The 23,392-nt window shown below is 66.8% G+C and carries 24 protein-coding genes and 3 tRNA genes; 11 read left to right on the top strand and 16 right to left on the bottom strand.

The annotated features are described in order from the left end of the window. Positions 1–172 precede the first annotated feature (172 nt). The 5 genes from HNP51_RS08160 to HNP51_RS08180 are packed head-to-tail and all read left to right on the top strand — an operon-like array spanning position 173 to position 5,751. Positions 173–1,669 (top strand): exopolysaccharide biosynthesis polyprenyl glycosylphosphotransferase, encoded by a 1,497-nt coding sequence (locus HNP51_RS08160; RefSeq protein ID WP_311769917.1) that lies wholly within the window; start codon positions 173–175, stop codon positions 1,667–1,669. After that, complete coding sequence (locus HNP51_RS08165; protein WP_184268876.1) at positions 1,669–3,120, top strand: lipopolysaccharide biosynthesis protein; 1,452 nt, start codon at positions 1,669–1,671, stop codon at positions 3,118–3,120. Before HNP51_RS08160 ends, HNP51_RS08165 begins: the two co-directional genes overlap by 1 nt. Further along, complete coding sequence (locus tag HNP51_RS08170; protein ID WP_184268878.1) at positions 3,117–4,049, top strand: glycosyltransferase family 2 protein; 933 nt, start codon at positions 3,117–3,119, stop codon at positions 4,047–4,049. The genes HNP51_RS08165 and HNP51_RS08170 overlap by 4 nt, the downstream gene beginning before the upstream one ends. After that, the gene (locus tag HNP51_RS08175) at positions 4,046–4,789 is read left to right on the top strand and encodes a polysaccharide deacetylase family protein (RefSeq protein WP_184268880.1); all 744 of its coding nucleotides are present in this window, start codon (positions 4,046–4,048) and stop codon (positions 4,787–4,789) included. The genes HNP51_RS08170 and HNP51_RS08175 overlap by 4 nt, the downstream gene beginning before the upstream one ends. Next, positions 4,786–5,751: a glycosyltransferase family 2 protein gene (locus HNP51_RS08180; RefSeq protein ID WP_184268882.1), complete on the top strand. Its 966-nt coding sequence runs from the start codon at positions 4,786–4,788 to the stop codon at positions 5,749–5,751. Before HNP51_RS08175 ends, HNP51_RS08180 begins: the two co-directional genes overlap by 4 nt. Here HNP51_RS08180 and HNP51_RS08185 read toward each other — a convergent pair. Further along, positions 5,748–6,449: a hfsB gene (locus HNP51_RS08185; protein WP_184268884.1), complete on the bottom strand. Its 702-nt coding sequence runs from the start codon at positions 6,447–6,449 to the stop codon at positions 5,748–5,750. The genes HNP51_RS08180 and HNP51_RS08185 overlap by 4 nt on opposite strands. Positions 6,450–6,505: 56 nt before the next feature. Next, complete coding sequence (locus HNP51_RS08190; protein WP_184268886.1) at positions 6,506–7,951, bottom strand: chain-length determining protein; 1,446 nt, start codon at positions 7,949–7,951, stop codon at positions 6,506–6,508. Positions 7,952–8,073: 122 nt separating this feature from the next. Between HNP51_RS08190 and HNP51_RS08195 the strand changes: the two genes are divergently transcribed. Both HNP51_RS08195 and HNP51_RS08200 read left to right on the top strand, forming a co-directional pair. Beyond that, positions 8,074–8,793, top strand: coding sequence for a polysaccharide biosynthesis/export family protein (locus HNP51_RS08195; protein ID WP_184268888.1), 720 nt, complete (start codon positions 8,074–8,076; stop codon positions 8,791–8,793). A 106-nt stretch (positions 8,794–8,899) separates the two neighbouring features. Further along, positions 8,900–9,427, top strand: coding sequence for a hypothetical protein (locus HNP51_RS08200; RefSeq protein ID WP_184268890.1), 528 nt, complete (start codon positions 8,900–8,902; stop codon positions 9,425–9,427). 80 nt (positions 9,428–9,507) lie between these two features. On the opposite strand, the gene HNP51_RS08205 is transcribed toward HNP51_RS08200, so the two are convergent. From HNP51_RS08205 to HNP51_RS08235, 7 genes are all read right to left on the bottom strand, one after another. After that, positions 9,508–9,584: transfer RNA gene (locus HNP51_RS08205), tRNA-Pro, on the bottom strand. A gap of 67 nt (positions 9,585–9,651) precedes the next feature. Further along, a complete protein-coding gene (locus HNP51_RS08210; protein WP_184268892.1) occupies positions 9,652–10,128 on the bottom strand; it encodes a DUF192 domain-containing protein in 477 nt (158 codons plus the stop codon). Between the two features lie 25 nt (positions 10,129–10,153). Beyond that, positions 10,154–10,696 carry a cold-shock protein gene (locus HNP51_RS08215; protein WP_184268894.1) on the bottom strand — a complete coding sequence of 181 codons (543 nt, stop codon included), beginning with the start codon at positions 10,694–10,696 and terminating at the stop codon, positions 10,154–10,156. 155 nt (positions 10,697–10,851) lie between these two features. Then, positions 10,852–10,926 (bottom strand) — tRNA-Glu (locus HNP51_RS08220). A 159-nt stretch (positions 10,927–11,085) separates the two neighbouring features. Further along, positions 11,086–11,160 (bottom strand) — tRNA-Glu (locus tag HNP51_RS08225). Between the two features lie 105 nt (positions 11,161–11,265). Then, complete coding sequence (recJ, locus tag HNP51_RS08230) at positions 11,266–13,068, bottom strand: single-stranded-DNA-specific exonuclease RecJ (RefSeq protein ID WP_184268896.1); 1,803 nt, start codon at positions 13,066–13,068, stop codon at positions 11,266–11,268. Between the two features lie 78 nt (positions 13,069–13,146). Further along, positions 13,147–13,596: a hypothetical protein gene (locus HNP51_RS08235; protein ID WP_260398410.1), complete on the bottom strand. Its 450-nt coding sequence runs from the start codon at positions 13,594–13,596 to the stop codon at positions 13,147–13,149. Positions 13,597–13,675: 79 nt separating this feature from the next. Here HNP51_RS08235 and phaC point away from each other — a divergent pair, with 79 nt between their 5' ends. From phaC to HNP51_RS08250, 3 genes are read left to right on the top strand one after another with little or no spacing between them, the layout of a single operon-like run. Beyond that, positions 13,676–15,640 carry a class I poly(R)-hydroxyalkanoic acid synthase gene (gene phaC / locus HNP51_RS08240; RefSeq protein ID WP_184268900.1) on the top strand — a complete coding sequence of 655 codons (1,965 nt, stop codon included), beginning with the start codon at positions 13,676–13,678 and terminating at the stop codon, positions 15,638–15,640. Further along, complete coding sequence (locus HNP51_RS08245) at positions 15,637–16,014, top strand: hypothetical protein (RefSeq protein WP_184268902.1); 378 nt, start codon at positions 15,637–15,639, stop codon at positions 16,012–16,014. The genes phaC and HNP51_RS08245 overlap by 4 nt, the downstream gene beginning before the upstream one ends. Continuing rightward, positions 16,011–16,838 carry a rhamnogalacturonan acetylesterase gene (locus HNP51_RS08250; protein ID WP_221415768.1) on the top strand — a complete coding sequence of 276 codons (828 nt, stop codon included), beginning with the start codon at positions 16,011–16,013 and terminating at the stop codon, positions 16,836–16,838. Before HNP51_RS08245 ends, HNP51_RS08250 begins: the two co-directional genes overlap by 4 nt. Positions 16,839–16,844: 6 nt before the next feature. On the opposite strand, the gene msrB is transcribed toward HNP51_RS08250, so the two are convergent. From msrB to HNP51_RS08285, 7 genes are all read right to left on the bottom strand, one after another. Continuing rightward, entirely contained in the window at positions 16,845–17,342 is a 498-nt protein-coding gene (msrB, locus tag HNP51_RS08255) for a peptide-methionine (R)-S-oxide reductase MsrB (RefSeq protein WP_184268904.1), read from the bottom strand. Between the two features lie 32 nt (positions 17,343–17,374). Further along, on the bottom strand, positions 17,375–18,310 hold the full coding sequence (gene argC, locus HNP51_RS08260; RefSeq protein ID WP_184268906.1) for an N-acetyl-gamma-glutamyl-phosphate reductase: 936 nt from the start codon (positions 18,308–18,310) through the stop codon (positions 17,375–17,377). Between the two features lie 86 nt (positions 18,311–18,396). Further along, a complete protein-coding gene (rpsI, locus tag HNP51_RS08265) occupies positions 18,397–18,882 on the bottom strand; it encodes a 30S ribosomal protein S9 (RefSeq protein ID WP_184268909.1) in 486 nt (161 codons plus the stop codon). 2 nt (positions 18,883–18,884) lie between these two features. Continuing rightward, positions 18,885–19,361, bottom strand: coding sequence for a 50S ribosomal protein L13 (gene rplM / locus HNP51_RS08270; protein WP_114816264.1), 477 nt, complete (start codon positions 19,359–19,361; stop codon positions 18,885–18,887). A 315-nt stretch (positions 19,362–19,676) separates the two neighbouring features. Next, positions 19,677–20,003 (bottom strand): hypothetical protein, encoded by a 327-nt coding sequence (locus HNP51_RS08275; protein ID WP_184268910.1) that lies wholly within the window; start codon positions 20,001–20,003, stop codon positions 19,677–19,679. A 92-nt stretch (positions 20,004–20,095) separates the two neighbouring features. Continuing rightward, positions 20,096–21,097 (bottom strand): ribosome small subunit-dependent GTPase A, encoded by a 1,002-nt coding sequence (rsgA, locus tag HNP51_RS08280; RefSeq protein WP_409360108.1) that lies wholly within the window; start codon positions 21,095–21,097, stop codon positions 20,096–20,098. A 261-nt stretch (positions 21,098–21,358) separates the two neighbouring features. Then, positions 21,359–22,603: a class I SAM-dependent RNA methyltransferase gene (locus HNP51_RS08285; protein WP_184268914.1), complete on the bottom strand. Its 1,245-nt coding sequence runs from the start codon at positions 22,601–22,603 to the stop codon at positions 21,359–21,361. A 156-nt stretch (positions 22,604–22,759) separates the two neighbouring features. Here HNP51_RS08285 and HNP51_RS08290 point away from each other — a divergent pair, with 156 nt between their 5' ends. Then, positions 22,760–23,392: a glycine zipper 2TM domain-containing protein gene (locus HNP51_RS08290; protein ID WP_184268916.1), complete on the top strand. Its 633-nt coding sequence runs from the start codon at positions 22,760–22,762 to the stop codon at positions 23,390–23,392.

A 23,392-nucleotide genomic window follows, 5' to 3' on the forward strand; every position in this document is an offset into this window, starting at 1 on the left:
CCTTTGACGCTGCGCAACGGGGAAACGCAAACTGTCACGTTAACGGGGGATAGACGGCCTGTATGCGAGGAAACAGCCATTATCTAAGCCAGTGGATCACACCGTTCGCCTCATGACGTCCGCCGAAACCCTCCTTCCCGCAGCGGATAGCGCCCGTCTCAGAGCGAAACGCGTGCGCGATTCGGCTCATTCGGCGCGTGATTCGGCTGCCGTTCCAGGGAGAGCCCGCCGCGGTCCCTTCCGGCCCGACCTCTGGCTGAACACACGTCAGCGCAACGCCACACGGCGGCGCGTCTTCTATTTCCGAGGACTGGACATTCTGGGCGTCGGGGCCGTCACGCTTGCCGGGTTCGCCGTCCTCTCCGGCGGCGCGCCTCTGTCCGCCCGTCTGATCGATGCGGCCCCGCTCGGCTTGGGCGCCCTGGCCATTCTCGTGCTGCTCCGATCGCTGGGTCTTTACAGGTTCGACAAGAGTCACGGCCTCCTGTCCCATCTGGCGTCCGTGGCCTGTGTCGTCGCCATCGGCGCGGCGGCCGCCGCCTGCCTGGGGTTCGGCTGGCACGGCGCATCGACGCCATGGAGCAGCTACGGCAGCTGGGCCGCGGGCGTTCTGGCCCTGCTGCTGGCGACCCATGCGGCGTGGAGCCTTCTGGTTTCAGATTGGCGGCGCAGGGGCGCTTTGACGCCCAATATCGTCGTCGTCGGCGCCACCCGTCATGCCGAACGGCTGATCCAGGAAGCCCTGCAGCGCCGCGACCTCAACGTGCTGGGCGTGTTCGACGACCGTCTGGCGCGCTCGCCGGACGCGGTGGAGGGCGTGCCGGTTCTGGGGGAAGCCGACGCCCTGCTGAACCATCGGCTGACGCCCTATGTCGACCGTATCGTCCTGGCCATCGATCCCAAGGCCGAGGCGCGCGTGCGCGACCTGACCGCCCGCTTGGGCGCGCTGCCGATTCGTTTGACCTTGCTGATCGATCCCAAGACAGCCGAGCAGCGCAACGCCGCTCTGGAGGACCTGGCCCAGGCGCCGATGGCCCCGCTGGACGGGCCCGCTGATCCAGAGCGCCGCGCTTTCAACAAGCGGCTACAGGATGTCGTGCTGGCGTCCATCGGCCTGACGCTGCTGTCGCCAGCCTTGCTGATCGTCGCCCTGTTGGTCCGACTGGACAGTCCGGGCCCTGCGCTCTTTCGCCAACGCCGGCACGGCTTCAATCAGGAAGAAATCGTGGTGTGGAAGTTCCGCACCATGCGGCACGCCGACGCCGACGCGACCGCCAGCCGTCAGGTCACGGCTGATGACGACCGCATCACCCGCATCGGTCGCTTCCTGCGCGCCACCAGCCTGGACGAGCTGCCGCAACTGCTGAACGTCATCCGGGGCGAGATGTCCCTGGTCGGCCCTCGCCCTCACGCCATCGGCATGAAGACCGGCACGGTCGAGTCAGCCCGTCTGGTGGCGGACTACGCCCATCGCCACCGCATCAAGCCGGGCATGACCGGCTGGGCCGCGATCAAGGGTTCGCGCGGCCCCATGCACACCGCCAGCGAAGTACGCCGCCGCGTCCAGCTCGACATCGACTATATCGAGCACCAGTCCTTCTGGCTCGACCTCTGGATCATCGCCGCGACCATTCCAGTGCTGCTCGGCGACCGGATGTCGGTGCGCTGATGTTCTGGCGTGGGGTGCTGGGCTATCTGCCCGCGAACATCATTCAGGGCGTCGTCGGTTTCCTGGCGATTATCGTCTATACGCGACTATTGAGCGCCGAGGATTTCGGCCGCTACGCTTTGGCCTTCTCGGTCATGACCATGGCGCACGTGGCGACTTTCAGTTGGCTGGAGGCCGCCATGGCCCGGTTCTGGGCCGCTCAGCGCGACGGCGCCGACATGGCTAGCCATTTCGCCAGCCTGTATCGCACCGTCTTCATCATGACCGGCCTGTTTCTGCCTTTGGCGGGTCTGGTCATCTGGCTTTGGCCCATGCCGGACGGTTTCCGCCTGCCGATCGCCGTCGCTCTGCTCGGCATCCCTGTTCGCTGCCTGACCAAGCTGGCGCAGGAACGCTATCGAGCGGCCGGCGAGGTGCGCAAGGCCGCCACGCTCGACATCTGGAATACGCTTGCCGGCTTCGGCGTCGGCGCCGCCTTCGCCCTCTCCGGCGGCGGCGCGACATCCCCGTTGGCGGGCCTGTTGATCGCCCCCCTGTTCGCCCTGCCCTTCATCCTGCCCGCCGAGCTCAGCGAAGCCCGCAAGGGCCGGCTCGATCGCGAGCGGCTGAAGACCTACGCCGCCTATGGCTATCCCATCGCCGCCTCGCTCGGCCTGGCGCTGGTGCTCGCCTCCACGGACCGTTTCCTGCTGGCCCTGTTCATGGATGAGGCGGCGGTCGGCGCCTATCACGCGGGCTACAGCATTGCTAACCGGACCCTGGACGTCATGTTCATCTGGCTGGGGAGCGCGGGCGCGCCCGCCCTGGTCATGGCCCTGGAGCGCGGCGGACACGAGCAACTGGTCAAGGCGGCGCGTGAACAGGCGTCCACCCTGATCCTGATCGGCCTGCCCGCCGCTGTCGGCGTGGCCCTGGTCGCGCGTCCCCTGTCAGAGTTCATGATCGGCGAGGATCTGCGCGACGCCGCGACCCTGGTCACGCCCTGGATCGCCTTGTCCGCCCTACTATCGGGCATGACGGTCTATTACTTCCATCAGGCCTTCACCCTCGGCCGCCGCACCGGCTGGCTGCTGGCGGCCATGAGCGTCCCAGCCCTGTCCAACATCGCGCTCAACGTCTTGCTCATTCCCCCCTTCGGCGTTCTGGGCGCCGCCTGGGCCACGGCAGCCAGCTTCGCCATAGGCCTTGTCGCCTCCTGGGCGATCGGCCGTCGCATCCTTCCCCTGCCGGTGCCGTGGACGACCCTGGTCCAGTCCGGTCTGTGTTGCATCGTCATGGCCTGCGCCGTCTGGTTCCTGCCGACGATCGGCGGCTTCCCTGAGCTGATGCTGGACGCCTCGGTCGGGGCGACGGTCTATGGCCTCTGCGCCTTCGCGATCAACGCTGGCGGGGTCCGCGATCTGGCCCGGCGCCTTCGCCTCGCCGTCCAGGCCCGCAGGGCCGCCGCATGAGCGCCGCCGTCCACGACAACCTCGCCTGGCGCTCGGCCCAACCGGCCTTGTCGGTGCTGATCCCCTTCCTGCGCGATGACCCCGAGGCCTTGATCGGCCTTCTCGACCGGGAGGCTCCGACTCTGAAGGGCGCGGCCGAATTGATCCTTCTGGATGACGGCACGAACGACAGCGACCTGACGGCGCGCCTGACCGCCCGGATCGAGGACAGCGCCCTGCCGATCCGCCTGATCACCCTGGCGAACAACGAAGGCCGCTCGGTCGGACGCAACCGGCTGGCCGCCTCGGCGCGCGGGTCCAGCCTGCTGTTCCTCGACAGCGACATGCGCCCTGACCACGAGCGGTTCCTGAAGACCTGGGCCGACCTGGCGGCGACGGGCGAGACCGCCGTGGCCTTCGGCGGCTTCTCCCTCTTGCAAGCGCCGCACGACGCCCGCTTCGCCGTTCACCGCAGCATGGCGACGCGCTCGGACTGCATCCCCCATGATCAGCGCGCTTTACAGCCGGAGAAGTACGTCTTCACCTCCAATCTGCTGGTCCGGCGCGACGTGTTCGAGGCCGAAGCCTTCGATCCCGGCTTCAGCGGCTGGGGCTGGGAGGACGTGGAATGGGCCATGCGCGTCTCGCGCCGGTTCAAGGTCGAGCACATCGACAACCCGGCCACCCACATGGGCCTGGATACGGTCGAGAGCTTGGCCGCCAAATATGAACAGTCCGCGCCGAACTTCGCCCGCGTCGTCGCCCGCCATCCCGATTTCGTCGCCGCCTATCCCAGTTATCGCGTCGCGCGACGGCTGAAGCGCGTGCCGGGTCTGAAGGCCTTCCGCCCCCTGTTCAAACAGGCGGCCCGCCTGCCGCTCCTGCCCGTCGCCTTGAGGGCGTTCAGCCTTCGCCTATATCGCGTCGCCCTCTATGCGGAGGCGATATGATCCAGCCCTACACCCCTGATGTCAGCCTGATGGGAAAGCTGCGTCGGCGCTTCGCCCGACTGACCCACCAACGCCCGGCGCGGCTCGATCTGGCGCGGCCGACCGTCAGCTTCACCTTCGACGACATTCCCGCCAGCGCCGCTCACGCCGGGGCCGAGGTGCTGGAGAAACACGGCGTGCGCGGCACCTTCTATGTCTGCGCAGGCCTGTTCGGGCAGACGGGGCATATGGGTCGCTTCGCCGACGCCGCCGAGATCGGCGCTCTGATCCGGCAAGGGCACGAGGTCGCCGGCCACACTCTCAACCATGTGGACTGCCACCGCGCCTCGCCCACGGATCTGGACCTCGATCTGGACGCCAACGACGCCGCCCTGCGTGGTCTCGGCGCCGCCCCGATCCACTTCGCCTTCCCCTATGGCGAGGTCTCGCCTCGCGCCAAGAAACAGCTCGGCGCGCGCTACGCCTCCCTGCGCGGCGTCCATAAGGGCCTGGTGCATGACGGCGGCGACCGCAACCAGTTGCCCGGCGTCGGCATCGAGGGCGCGGAGGGCGAGGCGATCGCTCGCGCCTGGATCGATCGCGCCGTGGCCGAGAACGCCTGGCTCATCCTCTATACCCACGACGTGCGCGAAACGCCCTCCTCTTGGGGCTGCACGCCCGACGCGCTGGCGCGGCTGATCGCCCACGCGCGCTCCACCGGCTGCGATGTCCGGACCATCGGCGAGGTCCTGAGCGCATGACCGCCCGACCGGACGTCGCGATCATCATCCCCACCCTGCGTCGCCCCGAGAGCCTGGAGCGCGCTGTCCGCTCGGCCCTCGCCCAGACCGGCGTGTCGGATCGCCTGAGAGAGATCGTCGTCGTCGATAACGACCCCCAGGCCAGTTCGCGCGACACGACCGCGCGGCTGGCTGCGGAGGCCTCGACGCCGATCGTCTGGCGTCACGCCCCAAGCCCCGGCGTCGCGACGGCCCGCAACGAGGGGCTGGCGGCGACGACCGCGCCGCTGATCGCCTTTCTCGACGACGATGAAGCCGCCTCCCCCGGCTGGCTGGCCGCCCTGCTCGCAGCTCAGACCCTGACCGGCGCCGACGCCGTCTTCGGCCCCATTCGCGGCCGCGTACCGGACGGGACCGGCTGGACCCGCGCCTATCTGGAACGCTTCTTCGGTCGAGAGGGCCCTGACGGCGCCCGCTTGATCGACGCGCCTTACGGCTGCGGCAACGCCCTTCTGGTTCGGGCGACCGCCCTGCCCGGCGACGCCCCTTTCAGCACCGACGCCGATCAGTCAGGCGGCGAGGACGACGTCCTGTTCGCTGGGCTAGCGGCCCGCGGCGGACGCTTCGGCTGGGCCGCCGACGCCTGGGTCGATGAGTTCGCGCCCCCACACCGCGCCACCCTGCGTTATGCCCTGACGCGGGCCTTCGCCTATGGCCAGGGGCCCAGTCAGACCGCCGCCGCCGCGCGCGACTGGCCCGCAGTCGCCCGCTGGATGGCTATCGGCGCCGCTCAGGCTGTCGTGTGGGGCCTCGTCGCCCTCGGCCTGACGCTGGCCGCCAGCCCGCGCCGCGCAGACATGATGGATCGCTGCGCGCGTGGAATAGGAAAACTCTTCTGGATGAAGGGCTTTGAACCGCACTTTTACGGCGTTCGCGAGCTGGCTAGGCTGGACCGTCAAGCGGCCGCCAAGACCGTCGCCTAGCCCGCCAGACGGCTCAGGATCGACGGCGGCGCCCAGGTCGAGCGGTTCATCACCACACCGGCGATATTCCCGCCCACCGCGTCAATCTCGTCCCGCAGGTTCACCGTCTCGCCGGCAGCGGTGGTTTCAGCCGCGATGACCAGAATGGTCGCATCGATGAACGGCGCCAGGGTGATCGCCATATCGCTGCGGTCGGCGGCGGGCGTATCGATGACCACGGTATCCGCATGCGCCCGCAATCCAGTCCAATAGCGAGCTTCGCCCAGCGGCTCGACTCGCTGGCCGGCGCGCGTCAGTTCCATATGGAAACGGGTCACGAACAGCCGCCCCCCCAGACAGGCCCGGGCCGTCATGAGCCGCGCTGGCGCGACCGGTCTCCCGTCGCGGCCGCGCATGGGGGGTGTCACGGCATAGAAGGCTGAACCATCCGGCGACGCTTGAACGGGCGCCGCCAATCGCCCGAACCGTTCTGGCTCTGCGGCGATCACGTCCATCTGGCCTTGCTGGGCCAGATCGCCGTCGATCAACCAGACGGGCTTTCTGGCTCGCACCGCCGCCAGCCGTGCATACTCACGCGCCACGGTCGAGACGCCCTCGCCGGTCGTCGCCGAAACGAACTGAATCACGCGGCCGCGATGGGCCGGCGCTGGCCCCAGCGCCGCCCACAGTCCTGCCATTTCCGTCGTCAGATCGACCATTCGAATCGGTTACGCGTCCGCCCTCAGAGGTTCAGCCTAGCATGGCCGTTCGTCGATCAGGCGCGCTTCATGGGCGCAACCGCCAGCACCGGCAGCTGCAACGTCCGACTGGCGGTGGAAGGCATCGCGAATCCCTTGCGCATGAACACGCGGAACAGACCGACGCACAGGGCCGTGAACCCGGCGAACAGGAACACGGCGATCAACAGAAGGGCCTTCATACTCTTGCCCCTGGACGGAGGCTGGGCGCGCTCGATGACCGTGACATTGTCGGCGCCGGCCTTGACCAGTTCATTGTCAGCTCGGCTCTGCGTCTCGCGCAGTTGGAACTCGCGGATCGAGGCGGACAGCACTTCGCGATTGCCGGCCAAGGTTGCGTTGCGCGATTCCAGCTCGGTCAGCCGCGCCTGGCGCTCACGCAGATCAACAACCTGCCGATCCAGAACCGACAAACGCGCAGCCAGAGCGTCCCGCTCTGCCTGTGCGTTGATGCGGGTGGTTTCCAGCTCGACCCAGACCGGGTTCGGCCCCGTGCGGACCTCCTTGGCGCCGACCGCCGTTCCGGTGCCGACATAGGATTGCAGCTGCGCGATCTGGCTCTCGATCTCGCGCACCGGCTGGGCATCGGGCTGATAGCGCGCCAGCAAGCTCTCACGCTGAGTGCGCAACTGCAGGATCTGGTCCTGGGCCGAGATGTTCAGATCCTGTTGCAGGGCAATTTCCGCCGGCGTGCGGCTCTGTTGCGCCACCAGCGTCGTCAGCCGTTGCGACGCCTGGTTCAACTGCGCCTGCACGTTCATCCGCTCGCCAAAAATCGACTGATAGGTCCCGGCCAGGGTCGCCTTGGCGGTAGCGAAATCACCAATGTTGTTGCTGCGCAAAAAGGCCTCATAGGCGCGGTCAGCGTCGGCCAGCTCGCCTTCAAAGGTCTGTCGTTGGGTCTGGATCGCGGGCGTCGCGCGGTCCTGAAACACCTCGCGCCGATAGGTCAGATACTGATCGATGACCGTGTTCAGAACCCTCGCCGACAAGGCGGGATCGTCGCTCTTGTAGGTCAGGCTTACAACCGGGCTCAAGGGCGCCGCTGTCACGTCCAAGCCAGCCCCTACCGCACGCACCGCGGCGGCCTCTTGCTCCAGAGGCGTTCCGGTGGCCGACCCGCCGTCCTGGAAGGTCTCGACGCCCAGGGCGCGGACGACCCGCTGTTTGACCTCAAGACTGTTGATGATGGCGGCTTCAGACTGCGCCACCTCCCCCGCTGCAGGCGGAGCCCCGCGATCCGTAGCGCCCACGCGCGGCTGATAGACGTATTCCTGGCCCACGCCGACGAACAGGCTGGCTCCGGCGGTATAGGTCTTCTTCATGGTCAGGGCCGCCGCCACCCCAATGGCGAACAGGACCGCGAACACCAACGCCATCACCCACAGCTCGCGTAACAGCAGCGCCACGACATCCATGACGCCGTATCGCGGCCGGGCTGCTGCATAGGCTGTTGAACGCATGAAACCGGGCGAATCCATTGAAACGATCGTTCCGCCACCTTTGCGGGTCGGGCGTTAACCACGCGTTACCCATAAGCGTTCAGCTTCACGCTAATCTGAATTCAAGCTCGGTCGTCGCCTCCATGATCCCTGATCGCCGCCTCGTCCTGATGGGTCTGGCCGCCGGCCTGACCGGTTGCGCCAGCGCGCCCTCCAGTGACGCGCGCCGCATTCAGGGCGTGCCCGCCAGCCAGTTCCCCGAGGTTCCCTTCGCCGACTGGACCGACATCGAGCCGGAATACGTCCTCTATCCCGGCGACGAGATCGAGGTGGCGACCCCGACGGCCGGCGAACTGACCCGCCAGCTCAAGGTCGGTCCCGACGGTCGCGTCTCGCTTCCCCTGCTCGGCCACGTCATGGCGGCTGATCGTACGCTCTCGCAGCTCGAGGGAGACATCTCCGCCGGTTACGCCACACAGCTGCGTCGCCCCGAGGTCGAGGTCACCCTGCGCCTCGCAGGCCCGCTCAAGGTCTGGGTCGATGGCGAGGTTCGCAATCCCGGCGTTTTCGACATGCCTGGCGACATCGACGCCTATCAGGCCGTCATCATGGCCGGCGGAGCCCTGCCCACGGCCAAAACCCAGCAAGCCGCGCTGATCCGGCGCGGGCCGGGCGGGGTTCGGATGATGCGCGTGGTCGATCTGCGCCCCCGTCAGAGCGAAGTCGTGGCCCTGCGCCGCGGCGACATCATCTTCCTGCCGCGCACCACCCTGGGCGAACTGGCCGCCTTCTTCACCCAGGTCAGAGCGGCCATGCCGATCGGATTCAGCTACTCGCTGAACGGCGGCTACGCCTCGACTTGATTCGATCCGGACCACTGGCGGCTTGGCGGTTCCAGCTCCGCCCTCGCTGCCTTGACAGTACCGAGAGCAACCCGCCTACTTCTGCTTCGTCCAAGGGGTACGCGCTATGGTTCTAACCGCATTGATGGCCGGAATCGCGGTTCAGGTCGCCCAGTTCGCCCACCCCGCGACGCCCCAGCAGTTCTCCGGCCGCCGATCCACCTTTGTGCAAGGCACACTGAACATCGCCGCTGGCGAGCGGGCGACCCTTCGACGGAACCCGGATGGAACCTATGACCTGATCAAGGTCGACCGAATACAGGTTCGCGACGTCCTGCCCCCGGCAGAAGGCACTCGCCAAACCCTTGATAAGGTCGAGCAGGGAACCATAAGCTTCGGTTTGCACGCTCGGCAGGATGTAGGCTCCCTGCTCAAGGTCGAGAACGGCCAGGATCAGGGCCTGAAGTATGCCGGGTTTGTCGTACGCTTCGTCGGCGGCCGGTCACGAGGCCCCGCCGCGACTTCGGTCTGCTCGGTACCGCCCGGCATGGCGACCTTCGAGCACTGGTCAGAGCCCGTCATTCAGGTCTTGGTCGGCAGCTTGGAACGGTCAGACGACACCGTCCCGAAATGCCCGCCTCATGTCGAAGATTGACGCAGGCCTCAGTGCATTGAGAAATGCCGCTACCTCGCCGCCGCGTTGTTGAACGCCTCTGGCTCGCGAAGCTAAATCCATGGTCGGGGCGAGAGGATTCGAACCTCCGACCCTCTGGTCCCAAACCAGATGCGCTACCAGGCTGCGCTACACCCCGAACCGATGGAGCGCTCTATTGGCACGGCGGGCCCGGCGCCGCAACGCATTCAACGCCTTAATCTGCGTTACGGTCGAAAGAAGCTGTGCCTAACCTGATCGCCTGGCTTGGCGCCGATCTCGTCGGCTCGCCCCGCGCGCAGCTCCAGCACGCCGTTCGCCGCGCCGTTCGAGGGCAGAGGCGTTTCCGAATAGGGGGTCGCGTGGCTGGCGATCGAGACGATCCGGCCTTGCGGGTCGATGTAGATGATGTCCAACGAGCTGGGCGTGTTCTTCATCCAGAAGCTCTGCTCGGTCGCCGCCGGGAACTGGAACAGCATTCCCCGGTCGGCTTCCAACGGTGGGCGATACATCAACCCCCGCGCGCGCTCTGCGTCGTCGTCAGCGATCTCCACCAGGAACTTGTGCTCGCCCGAGCCCGTGACGATGCTCAACGGCTCCAGCGCGCGTCCAGCGGCGTCCACCGGCCCGCTCTGCGCACAGGCGGAGACCAGGCCTGCGCCCGCAAGGACGCCCGCAAGCAGAATACGACGCGAGAAACCCATGACTTCGCCCCTCAAAGGGCGAAACCTATTCGCCCGGCCTGATCTCGGCCACCACAAGACCCTTGGGGCCGTCGGCGAACCGCACCTGCACCGCATCACCAGGAACCAGATCATCCAGCCCGCAGCGCCGCAGCGTTTCAACATGGACGAAGATATCGCCAGCCGCGCCGTCGCGCACCACGAAACCGTACCCCTTGGTGCGATTGAACCACTTGACCACTGCGCCCTCCATCGGGCCGCCAGCCTCCAGAACAGCGCGCGGCGCCGCAGTCGAACGCGTGACCTCACGGCGGATCGGCGAAGGCGCTCCCTGCCCCAGATCGATAACACGCACCACCTGCCAGCCCTTGGCGCGTCGCGCGCATTCGCAGGTGATCGGAGCGCCCTCAGCGGCAGCCTCATGGCCGCCATCGCGCAGGCTGCTGACGTGCAGAAGCACATCTTTCAGCTGTGTCAGGTCGGGCTCATCCGGCACGATGAAGCCATAGCCCTTGCCCGGATCGAACCATTTCACCGTGCCGGCGATGAGAACGATGTCCGATGCTTCAATCTGGTCGAAATCCGACAACTCACAACCCCCGCCTGCAACGCGCACAGCGGCTATGATTAACACGGTTCTGTGAACCGCGGAAAATCAAAAATGACAATTTTAAGCCCAACGCCAAACAAAGCCTGCGCTTGTCGCGGGAATGTCGAAAATAATGATTTGGGGATAGCTCCGCGTGGCAGTCCCTAGGGGAGTCGAACCCCTCTCTTCAGGTTGAAAACCTGACGTCCTAACCGATAGACGAAGGGACCGCTGCGCGGAGGAGCGGCCTATTAGCACCCCTGACGGATGACGCAAGCCTGTTTTTCAACTTTCCGAACAAACACGTCACATCGACGCCGTACGCGCGAAAACGCGAGCCCGATCAGGCGCGTAGATGATGACGATGTCCGGGAGAGGAAAGCTCCGCGTGGCAGTCCCTAGGGGAGTCGAACCCCTCTCTTCAGGTTGAAAACCTGACGTCCTAACCGATAGACGAAGGGACCGCTGCGCGGAGGACCGGGTATTAGCCGCCGATTTCTGCGGTTGCAAGCGTCTGCTGCGCAGTTTGTGCATTTTTTCAAAGACCTGCGCTCGGTCACGATCGAGATCTAGACCATGCGCGGGTCGGCCACGTCCTCGATCTCGAATTGCACGCCGCGACGGCCGTTCCAGTCGTCCGCCTTGAGACGCCCGACCAGGTTCAGCCCGCCCTGCCCCGCCAGCAGCGCCTTGCCGCTGGGCAGATCGGCGCAACGCCAGGCGATCGCCCGCACCGAGGCCCCGTCCGCACCGACCAGACGGCACCGCACATGACCGCCGTTCATCGCCACCGGCTCGCGCGCCTGCACGCCCTGCAGGGCGAACAAGGGCTCGGGATTGGCCGGGCCATAGGGGGCCAGTTGCTCGAAGGCCTCGAACAGATCGCGCGTCGCCGCGCTCGGGTCGATCAGCGCGTCCACCTCGACCCAGTCCTGGGCTACGGCCTCGGCCCGCTCGCCCGACAGCCGATCATTGAGGAAGGCCCTCAGTTCGTCGATGCGATCAGCCGCCACCGTCAGGCCCGCCGCCATGGCGTGCCCGCCCCCGGCGATCAGCACGCCCTCGTTCCACGCCGCCTGCACCGCGCGGCCCAGGTTCATGCCCGGCTGCGACCGACCTGAACCCTTGCCCAGACCATTGATGGCGTCGACGCCGATCACCACCACCGGCTTTCTCCAGCGTTCGCGCAGACGCCCGGCCACGATGCCGACCACGCCGGGGTGCCAGTCCTCGCCCGAGACGACGACCAAGGCCGACTCGTCCGCGTGCGCGCCCGTCGCCTCGACCCGGCGCACCGCCTGTTCGGTCACCTGGGCCTCGACCTCGCGCCGGGCGATGTTGAGGGCGTCCAGTTCCTGCGCCAGCGCCCGCGCCTCGTCGGCAAAGTCGGTGGACAGCAGACGCGCCCCCAGATCCGACTTGCCGATCCGCCCGCCGGCATTGATGCGCGGGCCCAGGATAAAGCCCGCATGATTGGACTTGGCCGGTCCCGGCTCGGCCCCGGCGGCGGCCAGCAGGGCCTTCAGACCCGGATTTTTCCAATCCGACATGACCTTGAGTCCCAAACTGGTCAGGGCCCGGTTGAAGCCCGTCAGGCCGGTCACGTCGCAGATGGCGCCCATGGCGGCCAGATCCAGCCACTGGCGGATATCCGGCTCGGCCTTGCCCTCGAACAGGTTCCTCGCCCGCGCCTCACGATTCAGCGCCGCCAGCAGGACGAAAACCACCCCTGCCGCCGCCAGGTTGCCCTGCCCCGAGTTGCAGCCCGGCCGGTTCGGATTGACCACAGCCAGACAGGCCGGCGGCTCCTCGCGCATCATGTGATGGTCGATGACCACGACGTTCAGCCCGATGGCCGAGGCGTGGGCCACAGCCTCGTTGGCCGCTGCCCCGCAATCGACGGTGATGACCAGATCGGCGCCGCGCGATTTCAGCGTATCGAACGCCCGCGCGCTGGGGCCATAGCCCTCGGTCAGACGGTCGGGGACATAGATGGGCAGTTCCGCGCCCAGCGTGCGGAACCAGCGCACCAACAGCGCCGCACTGGACGCCCCGTCCACGTCGTAGTCGGCGAAGACATGGATGCTGCTGCCGGCCTGAAGCGCGTCGATGATGGCGGTCGCCGCCGTGTCCATATCCATGAAGCTGGACGGATCGGGGAACAGGGCCCGAAGTGTGGGCCTCAAAAAGTTCTCGCCCTGATCCGCCGCCACGCCGCGTGCGGCCAGGGCCCGCGCCATTGGCTCATCCAGATCGAGCGCCTGCATATGGGCTCGAATAGTACCCGCATCAGCCGGACGCTGACGCCAGGCACGGCCCGACAGCGAGCGCGACACGTCGAGGAAGGCGGGAGCGTTTCCACCGTCAGCCATGGGCAATCCTTATTGGCCCGAACATCATTCCGGGATTCTGTCGGCCAAACGACATTGGCCAGACGACAGGGTGTGCTTTCAGGGACGCGGGCGGTCGATCGGCGGCGGCGAAGCGGCGCGGCGACGTAAGGCTGCGGCGAAGGCCTCGACCTCCTCCGGCGTCTGGGCGCCGATGGGGGCCATCTTGACCGGGTCGAAGCGTTGCCGGATCGATTCGATAAAGGCCGTCGGATCCCTGTCCAAGGTCCAGTCGATCTTCGCCACCTGACCGGCAAGAGCGCCGCTGTCGGCGTTCAGCGCCTGAACATTGGCCGCCACCTGGGCCGGTTGCGGCAGGTCCGTCGGCGCGGCTGGGAAATCGGCCCAGCGCGGGTACTCCCGATGGGATTCGACCAGTTCCTGAATGCGCGGCGCCAACGGCGACGTGGCGTCCGTCTCCGGGTCAAACGAGCCGACACAGCCGCCCGTAAGCAACAACAGACCGGTCATCGCCGGCAGGATCGTCTTTTTCGACAGGAACACGTTCATCTCACCCCCGGTCATATGCCATCATCGATCCCGGAGGAAGGCTCGCGGCCGCACGCGCGCCGGTTCCGGAGGTTCGCCCATGGCCAAGCGCCCGACCAAGGCTCCCCCCGCCCCGCTGGCGGTCGCCGCCACGCCACGCAAATCGGGCCGCCCGACCTCGGCCAAACCCCGCCCGAAGAAGGCTGCTAAGCCCGCGCTCGCCACCGAATCACCCGCCGCAGCCCCGACTGAGGCCGCGCCTCCGCCTCAACCCGAGACCGCCGATCCCTTCGCCTTCGGCGCCGATCAGCGCCATCTGCTGGAAACCCTGTCGCTGAACCTGGCCAAGGCGGCCATGACGGCCCAGTCGGCCATCGCCGAGGCCGCCCTGTCGCAAGCCGACCGTCCCGCCGCCCTGTCGCCTGATCCGTTCAACGTCGCCCCGGCCATGACCTCGGTCATGACCAGCCTCGCCGCCCGCCCGGAAAAGCTGTTCCAGGCCCAGGCCGACCTGTTCGGCCGCTACATGGACCTGTGGTCCAGCACCTCGCGCCGCGCCATGGACGAAGAGGTCGCCCCCGCCCCTTCCACAGACAAGCGATTCCGCGACCCGGCCTGGAGCGAAAACCCCGTCTTCGACGTCATGCGCCAATCCTATCTGGTCACGTCGGAATGGATGAACGGCCTGGTCTCCAGCGTCGAGGACGTCGATCCGCGCGTGAAGCGCAAGGCCGAGTTCTTCACCAAACTGCTGACCGACGCCTTCTCGCCCGCCAACTTCCTGGCCTCCAACCCCGCCGCGCTGAAGGCCCTGGCCGAGACGGGTGGCGAGTCGCTGGTCAAGGGAATGCAGAACTTCGCCGCCGATCTGGAGCGCGGCGCCGGCAAGCTGAAGATCAGTCAGGCCGACTACGGCCAGTTCAAGGTGGGCGAAAACGTCGCCACCGCCCCCGGCCAGGTGATCTGGCGCGACGAGCTGTTCGAACTGATCCAGTTCGACGCCGCGACGGACGCCCAGCACGCGATACCGTTGCTGATCATCCCGCCGTGGATCAACAAGTTCTATATCATGGACCTGCAGCCGGCGAACTCGCTGATCCGCTGGCTGTCGGCTCAGGGCTTCACCGTATTCGTCTGCTCCTGGGTCAACCCGGATCAGGACAAGGCCGAGTTCGGCTTCGAAGAGTACCTGAACAAGGGCATCTATCGCGCAATCGAAAAAACGCTGGAACAGACCGGCCAGAAACAGCTGAACGCCGTCGGCTACTGCATCGGCGGCACCCTGCTCGGCGCGGCCCTGGCCCATATGGCGGCGCGCAAGGACGCCCGCGTCGCCTCGGCCACCTTCTTCGCCGCCCAGCATGACTTCGCCGAGGCCGGCGATCTGCTGCTGTTCACCGACGAACACTGGCTGGCCGAGATCGAACAGCAAATGGACGCCGCCGGCGGGGTCCTGCCCGGCGCCGCCATGGCCGACACCTTCAACGCCCTGCGCGCCAACGACCTGATCTGGTCCTTCTTCGTGTCCAACTATCTGATGGGCAAGGCGCCGGCGGCCTTTGACCTACTGTTCTGGAACGCTGACCAGACGCGGATGCCCAAGCGCCTGCATCTCGACTACCTGCGCCAGATGTACGGCCACAACGCCCTGGCAAAGGGCGAGTTCGAGATTGGCGGCCAGCGCATCGACCTGTCGAAGGTGACCATTCCCCTCTACTTCCAGGCAAGCCGCGAGGACCACATCGCGCCGATGAACTCGGTCTATCGCTCGGCGCGCCTGTTCGGCGGGCAGGTGACCTACACCCTCGCCGGATCAGGCCATATCGCCGGGGTCATCAACCCGCCCAGCGCCAACAAATACCAGCACTGGACCAACCCCGCCCTTCCCGACACGCTCGCGGACTGGCAAGCGGAGGCGGAACAGCATCCAGGCAGTTGGTGGACCCACTGGTCCGCCTGGCTGCATGAAAAGTCGGGCGATCAGATCCCGGCGCGTGACCCCAAGACCGGCCCGCTCAAACCCCTCGAGCCCGCGCCCGGCGCCTATGTGAAAGTAAAGTCTTGAAGCGTATCGAACCCAACCTGCTGCTGGCCATCACGACCGGCATCGCCCTGCTGCTGCTGATCCTGACGGCCAGCGTCTTCGGCCAGCCGGGCGGTGCGTTGAAATACGGGATCATCGTCCTGGTGGTGGTCGTCGCCTTCATCCCGCTGAACGCCCTTCTCGCCCGGAAGATGGGCTGGGCTCGCCCGCCGATGATCCATTCAGACGCCGCCTCGACCGCCGCCTGGGCCAGTCTGTTTCCCATGATGGTGATCATGTCGGCGGCCATTCCCGTCTTCTGGCCCGGCCACGACTACGGTCTGCTGGTCATCATCGCCAGCCTGTGGTTCGGCGTGACCGTGGAATCTGCGCTCAAGGCTCGTCAGGCGGGATGAGGCGTCTGGTCGTCGGGGCCCTGGCCGGCCTCATGCTGGCCGCCGACGCGGCCTCCGCTCAGGACACGCCGATCCAGGCCGACAAGATCATACTGGTCGGCGATTCCACCACGGCGGTCGGCAGCGGCTGGGGCGGCGCCTTCTGCGGCCAGCACGTCCTGTCGGCCCTGGCCTGCGTCAACCTTGGCCGTCAGGGGCGCAGCACCTCGACCTATCGCGCCGAGGGCTCGTGGGATCTGGCGCTGAACGAGATGGCGACGCCCGGCTATCAGTCGGTCTGGGTGCTGATCCAGTTCGGCCACAACGATCAGCCCGGCAAGCGCAGTTCCACAGACCTGGCGACCCAGTTCCCCGCCAACCTGCGCGTCTATGTGGCCGAAACCCGCGCTCGCGGCGCTCGACCGGTCCTGCTGACGCCGCTGACCCGCCGCCACTTCAAGAGCGGTCAGCTTCAAAACACCCTCGTCCCCTGGGCCGACGCCATTCGCGCCGTCGCCTCAGAGACAAACACGCCCTTGATCGACCTGAACGCCAGCAGCGCCGAACTGGTCCAGCGCCTCGGCGCGCTGGACGCCGCGCGTCTATCCCCCGGCGCCCCGCCGCCAGACTTCGCGCCTGCCCTGCTCGCCGGAAACACGCCCCCGACGCCGCCCGCCTCACCCCCGCCCGCGACCGCGACCGCGACCGCGACCGCGCATGGTCGCCATGTCGATGATTTCGACTATACTCACCTCGGCCTCGAAGGCGCCGCCGTCATCGCCGCTCTGGTCGCCCGCGACCTGATCGCCGTCGCCCCGGAACTGGCTCCCCGCCTCGTCCCCTGAGCTGCGTCAGGCCGGCCGAAAGGTCAGCGCCGCGCCGTTGTTGCAGTAGCGCCGCCCGGTCGGCGGCGGCCCGTCCATGAACAGATGCCCCTGATGCCCCAGGCAGCGGGCGCAGTGATACTCGGTCCTGGGGATGCCGATTCGGCGGTCGGTCTTGGTCCCGATATTGACCTCGATGACGCGGAAGAAGCTCGGCCAGCCGGTGCCGCTGTCATACTTCCACGCCGACTGGAACAGCGGCAAAGCGCAGCCCTTGCAGACAAAGACCCCGCGCCGACGCTCGTCGTTCAAACGGCTGCTGAAGGGCTGCTCGGTGCCCTCATGCCGCAGAACCCGCCACGAGGCGTCGCCCAGCCGCCGCCGCCACTCCGCGTCGCTGATCCGGCGAAACGGTGAAGTCGCCCACTGCCCTTCCGAAGCGTCCGCCGCCTCGGGCGCACAGCCGCTCAAGGCGACAGCGACGCCGCCCAGCAGCACGGATCGGCGATCGAATACAGCGTCCATGCCCCCCTATACGGTGGCCTGACGCTTTTGGTTCAGACCAGGCTCGTAGCTTCGTCCAGACCCAGCATGATGTTCAGGTTCTGCACCGCCGCGCCCGAGGCGCCCTTGCCCAGGTTGTCGAGCAGGGCGACCAAACGCGCCTGCTCCCCTCCCCGGTCGCCAAAGACGTGCAGCCTCATCCGGTTGGTGCCGTTCAGGGCCTCCGGCTCGATGCCGGTCATGGCCTCGGTTTCATCCAGGTCGGCGACCTCGACGAAGCGCTGACCGTCATAAGCCTCTAGCAGCGCGCCGTGCAGCCGCTCGACCGAGGGCGTTTCCGGCAGGACCGAAAGGTGCAGCGGAACCTCGACCAGCATCCCCTGGCGATAGGCGCCGACGGCGGGCGCGAACAGGACGTTGCGCGACAGACCCGTGTGCAGGGTCATCTCCGGCACGTGCTTGTGCTTCAGCGTCAGGCCATAGGCGCGGAAGGCGGTCGATGCTCCCTCGGCCTCGAACTCGGCGATCATCGCCTTGCCGCCGCCGGAATAGCCCGACACAGCATTGACCGTGACCGCATGCCCGGTCGGCACCAGACCCGCCCGCACCAGCGGCCGCATCAGGCCGATGAAGCCCGTCGGATAGCAGCCGGGGTTAGACACCCGCGTCGAGGCGGCGATGGCCGCGCGCTGACCCGCGTCCATCTCGGCGAAACCATAGGTCCAGGCCGGATCGACCCGGAACGCCGTCGAGGCGTCGATGACCCGCACGCTGGGGTTCTCGATCATCGACACGGCCTCCTTGGCCGCATCGTCAGGCAGACACAGGATGACCGCATCGGCGCTGTTCAGCGCCTCGCGCCGCGCCGCGACGTCGCGCCGACGGTCGCCCAGCAGGATCAGCTCAAGATCCGTGCGCGCCTCCAGACGCTCGCGGATCTCCAGCCCCGTGGTCCCGGCCTCGCCGTCGATGAAGATGGTGTGGGTCATGTCGTCGGTCTGGTCCTGTTTTCGGACAGAAAAAGGGCGCTCCGGGTTTCCCCGAAGCGCCCCAAATCCAAATCGCCTGAAAGCGATTAGCGCTTCGAGAACTGGAAGCTGCGGCGTGCCTTGGCGCGGCCGTACTTCTTGCGCTCGACGACGCGGCTGTCGCGGGTCAGGAAGCCGTGCGGCTTCAGGACCTTGCGCAGTTCCGGCTCAAAGTGAGTCAGAGCGTGCGACAGGCCGTGGCGGATGGCGCCGGCTTGACCCGACAGGCCCGAACCTTCGACGGTGCAGATCACGTCGTATTGCGTGGCGCGGTCCGAAACGGTCAGCGGCTGGGCGATCATCATGCGCAGGACGGGACGAGCGAAGTAAACTTCCTGGTCCTTGCCGTTGATGGTGATCTTGCCGGTGCCCGGTTTGATCCAGACGCGAGCGATCGCGTTCTTGCGCTTGCCGGTCGAATAGGCGCGGCCTTGCGCGTCCAGCTTTTGCTCATAGACGGGGGCGTCGTTTTCGACGGTGCCCAGGCTCTTCAGGGCGTCGAAGCCGGTGGCTTCAGCAGTCACGTCGGTCATGCTCAGGCGCTCCGGGTGTTCTTGGGCGACGCCGACTTGAAGTCGATGGTCAGCGGCTGTTGGGCTTCATGCTCGTGGGCGGCGCCGGCGAACAGACGCAGGTGCGTCATCTGCTTGCGAGCCAGCGGGCTTTCCTTCGGCAGCATGCGCTCAACGGCCTTCTCGAGCACGCGCTCGGGGAAGCGGCCGTTCAGGACCTTCTCCGGGGTCGTCTGCTTGATGCCGCCCGGGTGGCCGGTGTGGCGATAGTAGACCTTGTCGGTGTTCTTCTTGCCGGTGAACACCACCTTGTCGACGTTGGTGACGATGACGTAGTCGCCCATGTCAACGTGCGGGGTGTAGGTCGGCAGGTGCTTGCCGCGCAGACGGTTGGCGATGAAGGTCGCAAGACGGCCCACCACGACGCCTTCGGCGTCGATGTGGATCCACTTCTTTTCGACCTCTGCCGGCTTCATCGAAGCCGTAGTGCTCTTCAGCATATTGAGGGTCCTGAAAGACGAACGGTGCGGCTCATCCCAAGGCAGGAATGAGCGGAAGGCGTGCTGATAGAGGGTCATCCACAGCAGGTCAACACCAGTTCCCGACACCATTTCAGGTCAAAGCATTGATTTAAAACGATTTATATTAAACGGTATTAAAATACCCAACGTTTGCAGGCGTGATCAGCCTTCCACCCCTTGCTGCAAGACGAACGCCGCCGCTCGGCACGCCACAAAACAGGGCGCCATCGGGCTCCACGCCGTGGCAGCGCCGGTCATCGCCTGGAAGGCGACGAACCGGCGTCAAACCCACGGTTACGCGGGCTCGGCCTCGGTTTCTTCGGCCCGGTATTCCTCGGCGGAGACGAAGGCGGCGCCCTCAAGATCCAACACCCACATGCCGATGAAGGCGGCGTGTTCGGGCTCAAGATCTTCTTCCAGCAGGTCGCCGTCATAGAGGCTGACATTGCTGTAGTCGAAGTCCAGCAACAGCTGGCCGGCCATGCCGATCATCTCTTCGGCCATGCGGCGCGAATAGCCTACGGCTTCGCTCTCGTTGGCGAAGTCGTCCGTCAACGTGTTGACCTCGGCCGCCTCGCTGCCTTCGGTCGCGCTGGTGGTGACGATTGTATAAGCAGGCATGGTCATCTCTCTTGGGGGTGGAGCCCCACCCCTAACCCGTTTGCCGACCGATGCCGCCTGATTTCGGCAAACGATCCGGTGATCGCGGTCGATTAGTCCCGCGAGCCCCGGTCATTGCGCTTGGTGGCGCGGTAGTGTTTCTGCAGCCCCGCCAGACGACGGCGCTCGACGTCCTTGGCCAATCGATCCGCCTTCTCGTCTGCTGCCGCCAGCTCCAGCTTCAGCTTCTGGAAATGCGCCCAGCGGTCAGGGTCCAGTGTTCCGCCTTCCAGCGCAGCGCGTACGGCGCAGCCCGGCTCGTTGGCGTGGCTGCAGTCGCTGAACTTGCAGTTCTGCGGCAGGTTTTCGATGTCGTCGAACGCGGCGCTGACCCCCTCGTCGGCGTCGATCAGACCCACTTCGCGGATGCCGGGCGTGTCCACGATCATGCCGCCGCCGGGCAACCGGATCAGCTCACGGTGACTGGTGGTGTGGCGTCCCTGGTCGTCGGACTCGCGAATAGCCTGGGTCGCCATCCGATCTTCATTCAGGAAGGCATTGACCAGGGTCGACTTGCCGACACCCGACGACCCGATCAGCACGCAGGTCTCGCCCGGCTTGACCTCGGACAGCAGGGCCTCCAGCCCCACGCCCTCCCGCGCAGAGACCAACAGGACCGGACAGCCGGTCTCCAGGGCGGCGATCTGGGCGGCCAGTTCGTCGGCCACGGCCTGAGGGTCGTCGCTGAGGTCGGACTTGGTCAGCACCACCACGGGCCGCGCCCCGCTCTGCCAGGCGGCGGCGAGATAGCGCTGGATCCGACGCGGATTAAGGTCGGCGTTCATCGAGGTGACGATAAAGGCCACGTCGATATTGGCGGCGATGATCTGCAGGCCGCGCGTGCTGTGCGCCGCCCGGCGCACAAAGGCGGTGCGGCGCGGCAGGATGGCGTGGATGGTGGCCGTGCGTTCGTGCGGGTTCTGCGACAGCGCCACCCAGTCGCCCACCGCGGGGTGGCCCAGCTCCTTGGCCTCGTGCAGAAGCCGCCCGGACGCCTTGGCGCGCACCTCGCCCGCACCCGTGACGACCAGATAGCCGTCGCGCTGCTGCAGCACGATCCGTCCGGGCGTGTGGCCCGCTCGCGCATGCGGCGCAAAGGCCGCCGCCAGCGGATCGGACCATCCATATTGCTCGATCAAGTCAGGGGCATCCCTATCGTCAGGCGACCTGCCGCCAGTTGGCCATGAACCACTCTATGAGGCTGCCAGCCCGCGACGACCAGCCACGTGACGGACGCCTTGCAAATGACTTGCCCAGAACCTCTTCGCAAGGCCCTCTGCGCGCAGCCGGCGTCGCCCCCAGAAGCAGATCTGCGATCAGCGCCGGAAGACGCCGACCAATTCAACGTGGGTCGACCACAGAAACTGGTCGATGGGCGTTACCTTCTCCAGCCGGAAACCAGCGTCGATCAGGATGCGGGCGTCACGGGCGAAGGTCTGGGGATTGCAGGATACGCCTACGACGACGCTGGCCTTGGTGCCCGGCAGTTGCTGGGTCTGCTCCAGAGCCCCGGCGCGGGGCGGGTCAAACACAATGGCGTCGCAGCCTTTCAGATCGAAGGGCGACAGCGGCCGACGGAACAGGTCACGCGCCTGGGCGTCGATGGTCTTCAGCCCCTGGGCCGTGGACACGCCCGCCTTCAGGGCGGCGATCGACGCTGCCGACGAATCCGCGGCGATGACGCTGGCCACTTCGGCCAGAGGGAAGGTGAAGGTGCCGGCGCCGCAGAACAGGTCAGCGACCTTCTTGGCCCCCCTCACCGCTTCCACCGCCCGGCTGACCATGGCCGCCTCAGCGGCTGGCGCGGCTTGCAGGAAGGCGGCGGGCGGCAGGGGCACGGTCGCCCGGCCAAAGGTGATGCGCGGCTGACGCGCCATCACCAGGGTGTCGCCATCCAGGCTGAGCCGCGCCAGATCGGCCTCATGCGCCGCCGCGATGGCCCGCGCCTTCACGTCCGCCGTCAGTCCGCCCGACTTCTTCTCGACGCCGGTCACGTCCACATCCAGCCCGGTGTCAGTCAGGGTGACATGCAGGGTCGGCGCCGACTTTGGATGCCCCAGGAAAGGCGCCGCCACCTTGGCCAGACCCGGCAGGGCGGCGATCAGCGCCGGATCAGACACAGGGCAGTCGGTCAGTTCGACCAGCCGCCACGACCGCCGCGCCTTGAAGCCCAGCAGGACGCGCCCGCCCGGGCCGCTGCGCGCATGCAGCGCCAGACGGCGGCGGCTCGCTTGCGGCACGGCCACGGTCGCCTCGACTTCGGTTTCGATACCTTCACGCGCCAGCGTCTGGATCACGACGTCGCGCTTCCACGCCAGATACGGCTCGTCCGCCCAATGCTGCATCGGCGCGACGCCGCATTCAGCATAGGTCTCGGAATGGATCGGGCGACGGTCAGGGCTGGGTTCGAGCAGGTCGAACTGCTCGGCCCGTCCGTCCTTGACCTCGGCCGAGATCACCTCGCCCGGCAGGGCGCCCGGCACGAAGACGAGGCCATTGGGGGTTTCGGCGATCCCGTCGCCCTGGTGGCCCATGCGGGCGATTGTCAGCGTTTGCGTCATGGCGCGGCTTCTACCCGCTCTCGCGCCAAATCTGAAACCTGAACGAAGATGAACGACACGATCAAAAGCCGTTCAGCTTCGCCCCCCTATTTCTCGATGCAACAGACAGCGTAGCGAAGCCGTTCAGCTTCGGGATCTGTCACAGGAACACGAACGATGATCGGTCATCTGTCCAAAAAAGCATCCGCCGCTGCTGTCGCCGCCCTCGCTGTGGCCGGTTCGCTCATGGCTCCGGGCGTCGTCAGCGCCCAGACCTATGGCTACGGCTACCCGCCCGCCTACAACAGCTACGGCTCGCAGGGTCGCTATGACCCCTGCGTCGGCGATGCGCGGAACCGCGCGACGACCGGCGGCGTGCTCGGCGCCACCCTTGGCGCCGTGGCCGGCTCGCAGTTGGCGGCGCGTGGCCGTCGCACCGAGGGCAGCGTCCTGGGCGGCGTGCTCGGCGCGGCTATCGGCGCCGGCGTGGGCAACAGCTCCGCCAACTGCGACAGCCGTTATCGGTCGAACTCGGGCTACAGCCAGCCCTATGGCGGAACCTATGTCCCCCCGGCATACGGCTACGACAACTCGGGCTATGACCGTCGCTACGACGACAACTATGGCCGAGACTATCGCGAGTACGACCAGGGCTACACCCAGCCCGCCCCGGACTATCGCTATCAGAATCAGAACAACGACCAATGCCGCCTCGCCGAGAGCGTCATTCGTCTGCCCGACGGTCGCAGCGAAACGCGCTACGTGCGCACCTGCCCCGACCAGAACGGCCGCTATCGCGTCGTCGATTAA

The organism is Brevundimonas bullata, from assembly GCF_014207965.1.
GTDB lineage: Bacteria > Pseudomonadota > Alphaproteobacteria > Caulobacterales > Caulobacteraceae > Brevundimonas > Brevundimonas bullata_A.

Bases quoted from the DNA above. Each gene is read 5' to 3' on its own strand.
- rpsI (WP_184268909.1), bottom strand. From the start codon at position 18,882: ATGACCGACGTGACTGCTGAAGCCACCGGCTTCGACGCCCTGAAGAGC.
- HNP51_RS08275 (WP_184268910.1), bottom strand. From the start codon at position 20,003: ATGCCTGCTTATACAATCGTCACCACCAGCGCGACCGAAGGCAGCGAG.
- HNP51_RS08285 (WP_184268914.1), bottom strand. From the start codon at position 22,603: ATGACGCAAACGCTGACAATCGCCCGCATGGGCCACCAGGGCGACGGG.
- HNP51_RS08170 (WP_184268878.1), top strand. From the start codon at position 3,117: ATGAGCGCCGCCGTCCACGACAACCTCGCCTGGCGCTCGGCCCAACCG.
- HNP51_RS08165 (WP_184268876.1), top strand. From the start codon at position 1,669: ATGTTCTGGCGTGGGGTGCTGGGCTATCTGCCCGCGAACATCATTCAG.
- HNP51_RS08290 (WP_184268916.1), top strand. From the start codon at position 22,760: ATGATCGGTCATCTGTCCAAAAAAGCATCCGCCGCTGCTGTCGCCGCC.
- argC (WP_184268906.1), bottom strand. From the start codon at position 18,310: ATGACCCACACCATCTTCATCGACGGCGAGGCCGGGACCACGGGGCTG.
- HNP51_RS08185 (WP_184268884.1), bottom strand. From the start codon at position 6,449: ATGGTCGATCTGACGACGGAAATGGCAGGACTGTGGGCGGCGCTGGGG.
- HNP51_RS08195 (WP_184268888.1), top strand. From the start codon at position 8,074: ATGATCCCTGATCGCCGCCTCGTCCTGATGGGTCTGGCCGCCGGCCTG.
- phaC (WP_184268900.1), top strand. From the start codon at position 13,676: ATGGCCAAGCGCCCGACCAAGGCTCCCCCCGCCCCGCTGGCGGTCGCC.
- recJ (WP_184268896.1), bottom strand. From the start codon at position 13,068: ATGGCTGACGGTGGAAACGCTCCCGCCTTCCTCGACGTGTCGCGCTCG.
- rplM (WP_114816264.1), bottom strand. From the start codon at position 19,361: ATGCTGAAGAGCACTACGGCTTCGATGAAGCCGGCAGAGGTCGAAAAG.
- HNP51_RS08250 (WP_221415768.1), top strand. From the start codon at position 16,011: ATGAGGCGTCTGGTCGTCGGGGCCCTGGCCGGCCTCATGCTGGCCGCC.
- HNP51_RS08190 (WP_184268886.1), bottom strand. From the start codon at position 7,951: ATGCGTTCAACAGCCTATGCAGCAGCCCGGCCGCGATACGGCGTCATG.
- HNP51_RS08175 (WP_184268880.1), top strand. From the start codon at position 4,046: ATGATCCAGCCCTACACCCCTGATGTCAGCCTGATGGGAAAGCTGCGT.
- HNP51_RS08200 (WP_184268890.1), top strand. From the start codon at position 8,900: ATGGTTCTAACCGCATTGATGGCCGGAATCGCGGTTCAGGTCGCCCAG.
- msrB (WP_184268904.1), bottom strand. From the start codon at position 17,342: ATGGACGCTGTATTCGATCGCCGATCCGTGCTGCTGGGCGGCGTCGCT.
- HNP51_RS08210 (WP_184268892.1), bottom strand. From the start codon at position 10,128: ATGGGTTTCTCGCGTCGTATTCTGCTTGCGGGCGTCCTTGCGGGCGCA.
- HNP51_RS08180 (WP_184268882.1), top strand. From the start codon at position 4,786: ATGACCGCCCGACCGGACGTCGCGATCATCATCCCCACCCTGCGTCGC.
- HNP51_RS08235 (WP_260398410.1), bottom strand. From the start codon at position 13,596: ATGAACGTGTTCCTGTCGAAAAAGACGATCCTGCCGGCGATGACCGGT.